Source organism: Blastococcus sp. CT_GayMR20, from assembly GCF_004570345.1.
Window position 1 is genome coordinate 1 of record NZ_SPQM01000238.1, and the last position, 4,717, is coordinate 4,717.

Below are 4,717 nucleotides of genomic sequence, written 5' to 3' on the forward strand. Positions count from 1 at the left end.
ATCGTCGAGTCGCTGCCGGTAGGACGGCGGGCGCGCATCATGCTGGAGGTGCCCACGGCCGGCGACGTGCTACCCCTCGCCGCACCCGCCGGGGTCGAGGTCACCTGGCTCCCCCGCTGGCCGGCCGACGCGGCCGTGCCGGCGCCGCACGGCATGCTGCTCACCGCCGCCGTCGTCGCGGCGGTGCAGGAGATCAGCGCCGCGGTCGTCCCCGCGCCGGCCGCGCCGCTGGACGACGTCGACGTGGACACCGGCATCCTCTGGGAGGTGCCGGAGGAGGACCCCGGCCCTCGACGATCGTCGGGTCCGTACGTCTGGCTCGCCGGCGAGGCCGGGACGGTCAAGGGCCTGCGCCGCCGCCTGGTTCAGGAGGCCGGGCTCGAGCGCACGTCGGTCGCGTTCATGGGCTACTGGCGCCGGGGGAAGACGAGCGACTGACACCGCTCCGGTTTGACTCGTGACATCGATCGGTGTCACATGGAGGGATGAGCAGCGCCGTGGACGTCCTCGCGACCGACGGCCTCAGCGTCATCGGGACGGTCGGCTTCTTCGTGCCCGCCGCGGTCCTCATCGCACTCGTCGTCGGCGCGGTGGTCCGCGACCGCCGGCTCAGCGCCCGCGAGGAGGTGGAGGAGGCGACCCGCGTCGCGATGGAGCGCGAGGAGATCACCGGCCCCGGTCGGGCCGCTCCTCGAGCTGACTGAGCACCGCCCCCAGGGTCTCCTCCACCACGGCGGCCATCTCCGTGCGGAACGCCGCGAGCACCGCCTGGGCCGCCGCGGGCTGCAGCCGGGCGACGATGTCCCGCACCTCCTCCAGCCGTTCGGGCGGCGCGCCCGCCTCCACGAACGAGCGCAGTCCCGTCGCGACAAACATCCGCACGTAGGTCTCGGCGATCTCCCGGACGTGGGCGTTGACCCGCGTCTGCGCATCGATCAGGTCGTCCGGCGGCACGCCGAGGGCGACCACCTGCAGCCCCGCCGTGAGCAGGGCGGGGTCGAGGACCCGCACGTCACCCTCGCCGATGCGCTCGACCAGTCCCAGCTCCACCAACCGGTCCACCAGCGCCGGCGACTCGGGCACCCCCGCCCGCGCGGCGAGCTCCGCACCGGTCATCTCCTCCGGCTCCGGCGGCAGCCACGGGGCCAGGAGCGCGCGGTGCAGGGCCAGCGTGGCCGAACTCGCCGTCGGCGGTGCCGAGGCGATGGTCCGCTCGATCATCGCCAGCGAGTAGCCCTCGGCGAGCATCTCGCGGACCAGCAGCAGCCGGGCGACGTGCTCGCGGCCGTAGTAGCCGGTCCGGCCCACCATGCGCGGCGGCGGCAGCAGACCGCGCGCAGAGTACGCACGGACGTTGCGGACGGTGACGCCCACCCGCGCGGCCAGCTCGTCGACCGTCAGCTCCAGGGCAGGGTCCTCCCCGGCGACGGACGAGCCGGCCGCAGTGGTCACCGCCACACCCTTGTCATCGTGACCCCACCGTAAACGCATCGTTCTATGTATCAGTTGGTGATGTCACGGTGATGGGTGTTCCATAGCCGACATGGCCAGAGGAGGTTCCGTGCTGCTCGCTGCTGACACACGTCCCGCCGGAGGCGCCGCGATCGGCGAGGTGATCCTGGCGACCGGGATCGGCCTCGGGCTGACCGCACTGCTGCTGGGTCTCGTCTTCCTGCACCGCACCCGCAGGTCGACGATCCTGACCCGGATCGGCACCCGCCTGGGCACGGCGACCGGCGTGCCCGCATGGGTGGCGCTGCCGACCATCCTGACGACGGTCTCCCTGCTGGTCGCGCTCCTCGGGATGCTGTGGGACATCAGCCTGCACATCGGCGTCGGGCGGGACGAGGGCCCGCTGGCCAACCCCGCCCACTTCCTGATCCTGTTCGGGCTCTTCGGCGTCTTCGCCGGCGGTGTCCTCGCCTGCTCGATGCCGCTGGACGAGAAGCCCGGCCCGGCCGCCATCCGGTTCCTGCGCGGCTGGGACGTGCCGGTCGGCGGCATCCTGCTCACCGCCGCCGGTTTCTACGCGCTCCTCGGCTTCCCGCTGGACGACGTCTGGCACCGCCTCTTCGGGCAGGACGTCACCCTGTGGGGCCCGACCCACCTGATGCTGATCACCGGCGCCGGGCTGTCGATCATCGGCCTGCTGGTCCTCGAGCAGGAGGGCCACGGCGGCCTGTCCACCGACGACGGCGACCGGAAGGTCGGGCAGACGGCGCGCTTCGTCCGGCAGGCCTCGGCGATGGGCGGGCTCCTCCTGGGGCTGTCGGTCTTCCAGGGCGAGTACGACTTCGACGTCCCGCAGTTCCGGCTGGTCCTCGAGCCGCTGATGATCGCCGGCGCCGCGGGCCTCGCCCTGGTCGCCGCCCGGCTGTTCATGGGCCGCGGTGGCGCGCTCGCGGCCGCCGCGTTCTTCCTCGTCGTCCGCGGCGGCATCGCGCTCATCGTGGGCCCCGGCTTCGGCGAGATCCTGCCGACCTTCCCGCTCTACCTCGGCTCGGCGATCGTCGTCGAACTGCTCGCGCTCTCGGTGTCGCTGGCCCGCCGTCCGCTGGTGTTCGGCGCCGTCGCCGGGGTCGCGATCGGCACCGTCGGCCACGCCACCGAGTGGGGCTGGACCCTGTTCACCCAGACGCTGTCGTGGAACAGCGACATCCTCGTCGAGGGCACGCTCATGGCGATCGTCGGCGGTGTCGTCGGCGGCCTGCTGGGCGCGCTGCTGGCCGCGGGCCTGCGCCGGCGCCTGCCCCGCCCGGCGGTCGCCCGCGCCGTGGTCGCCGGCTCCCTCGTCGTCCTGGCCGCCGCGGTCACCAATGGCCTGCTGGCCACGGTTCCCGACGACCTCGACGCCACGTTCGCCATCGAGGACGTCCAGGACGACCCGCGGACGGCGCACATCAGCGTGCAGCTCGACCCCGCCGACTTCGTCGACGAGCCCGCCTGGGTGCAGATCACCTCGTGGCAGGGCGACGGACTGGTCGTCGACGACCTCGAGCGCACCGGTGAGGGCGCGTACCGCACGACCGAGCCGATCCCGGTGAACGGCACCTGGAAGGCACTGCTGCGGATCCACGACGGCCGGGTGCTGACGGCGGTCCCGATCTACCTGCCGGAGGACCAGGCGCTCGGCGAGGACGAGATCCCCGCCGAGGACGGCATGACCCGCTCGGCGATCCCGGAGATCGAGATCCTGCAGCGGGAGCTGAAGGCGTCGGGCGGCGGACTCTGGGCGGTCGCCAACCTCGTCGTCCTGTTCTGCACCCTCGCACTCATCGCCGCCATCTCGTGGGGGGTCGGCCGGTACGCGCGCCGGGCCAGCGTCCGGGAGCCCTACCCGGACACACCCGCCGATCCGCCGGCCGACGACGCGTCGTCCCGCACGTCCACCGAGCTCGGCAGCCGCTGATCCTCCCGACCTCCCGGAGACCCCCCGTGAACCGTCGTCGTGCCCGGCTCTCCGCTGCCCTCGTGGGGCTCCCGTTCGCCCTCGTGGTCAGCGGGTGCACCGGCACCGACGCGGAGCCACCCGCCGCCAGCTCGACGTCGTCCTCCCCCGGCAGTGCTCCCCCCTCGGCGACCACGAATGCCGCCCCGGAGTCGCAGCGGATCGAGGTCACCGTCGCCGGTGGTGCGGTCACCGGGGACACCGGCCGGGTGCCCGTTGCAGCGGGCACGCCGGTCACGCTGGCCATCACCAGCGACGTCGCCGACGAGGTCCACGTGCACGGTTACGAGCTGACCGCCGACCTGGCGCCGGGACAGCCGGCGAGCATCACCTTCGAGGCGACCATCCCGGGGGTGTTCGAGGTGGAGCTGCACGAGGCAGGCACCGTGCTGCTCTCGCTGCAGGTCCAGTGAGGAGGTGAGCCTCCTCGCCCACGGGGTGGGGTCGCGGACGGACCTCCCCATCCCGCTCGGGCTGGCCCTCTACGGCGCCGGCGCGGCCATCCTGATCAGCTTCGTGGTCCTGCTGCTGTTCTGGCGGACCCCCAGGCTCGGGGATGCGTCGTCCGGTCGGCCGCTGCCGGGAGCCCTGCAACGCGTCGTCGACAGCCGGTCCGCCCGCCGGGGGCTGCAGGCCGCCGCGCTGGCGGTCGCCGTCCTGGTCACGGTGGTCGCGGTCGCCGGACCGCGCGAGACCGCGCGGAACCTCTCCCCGTGGGTGCTGTACGTGACGTTCTGGGTCGGGCTCGTGCCCGCCAGCCTGCTGCTCGGGCCGATCTGGCGGGTGGTCAATCCCCTGCGGCTGCTGCACCGGGGGCTGCGCGCCGTCCTCCCCCGGGCGCCCGGGGCGGACCGCCTGCCCGCGCTCGGCCTGTGGCCGGGTGCCGCTGCCCTGCTGGTCTTCGTCTGGCTGGAGCTCGTCCACCCGGACCGCGCCGAGCCGGGCACGGTGGCGGTCTTCCTCCTCGGCTACGCCGCCGTCCAGCTCACCCTGGCGGCCTGGTTCGGCGAGGGATGGTTCGCCGCCGGCGACGGCTTCGAGGTCTACTCCAGCCTGATCGCGCGCCTGTCACCGTGGGCACGACGGGACGACGGCCGGCTCGTCCTGCGCAACCCCCTCGTCAACGCCACCGTGCCGCCGTCCCTCCCCGGGCTCACGGCCGTGGTCGTCGTGCTCCTGGGGTCGACCGCCTTCGACGGACTGTCGCGCACAGTGTTCTGGCAGACCGGCCCGGGCGCGGCGAACGACATCGCCTCCGGCACCCTCGGC

Annotated in this window: 6 protein-coding genes; 5 read left to right on the forward strand and 1 reads right to left on the reverse strand. The window is 73.6% G+C overall.

Going from position 1 to position 4,717, the window contains the following annotated elements:
• Both E4P40_RS26350 and E4P40_RS26355 read left to right on the forward strand, forming a co-directional pair.
• Nucleotides 1-438, forward strand: a 438-nt coding sequence (locus E4P40_RS26350) for a siderophore-interacting protein (RefSeq protein WP_135161270.1), incomplete at its 5' end; no start/stop codon positions are given.
• 47 nt (nt 439-485) lie between these two features.
• On the forward strand, nt 486-704 hold the full coding sequence (locus E4P40_RS26355; protein WP_135161271.1) for a hypothetical protein: 219 nt from the start codon (nt 486-488) through the stop codon (nt 702-704).
• Here E4P40_RS26355 and E4P40_RS26360 read toward each other — a convergent pair.
• The gene (locus E4P40_RS26360; RefSeq protein ID WP_167762379.1) at nt 667-1,452 is read right to left on the reverse strand and encodes a MerR family transcriptional regulator; all 786 of its coding nucleotides are present in this window, start codon (nt 1,450-1,452) and stop codon (nt 667-669) included. The genes E4P40_RS26355 and E4P40_RS26360 overlap by 38 nt on opposite strands.
• A gap of 109 nt (nt 1,453-1,561) precedes the next feature.
• Between E4P40_RS26360 and E4P40_RS26365 the strand changes: the two genes are divergently transcribed.
• From E4P40_RS26365 to E4P40_RS26375, 3 genes are all read left to right on the forward strand, one after another.
• Entirely contained in the window at nt 1,562-3,409 is a 1,848-nt protein-coding gene (locus tag E4P40_RS26365) for a hypothetical protein (RefSeq protein WP_135161273.1), read from the forward strand.
• A gap of 26 nt (nt 3,410-3,435) precedes the next feature.
• Complete coding sequence (locus E4P40_RS26370; RefSeq protein ID WP_135161274.1) at nt 3,436-3,861, forward strand: hypothetical protein; 426 nt, start codon at nt 3,436-3,438, stop codon at nt 3,859-3,861.
• Nucleotides 3,862-3,865: 4 nt separating this feature from the next.
• Nucleotides 3,866-4,717: hypothetical protein (locus E4P40_RS26375; RefSeq protein WP_135161275.1), on the forward strand; the 852-nt coding region annotated here is incomplete at its 3' end.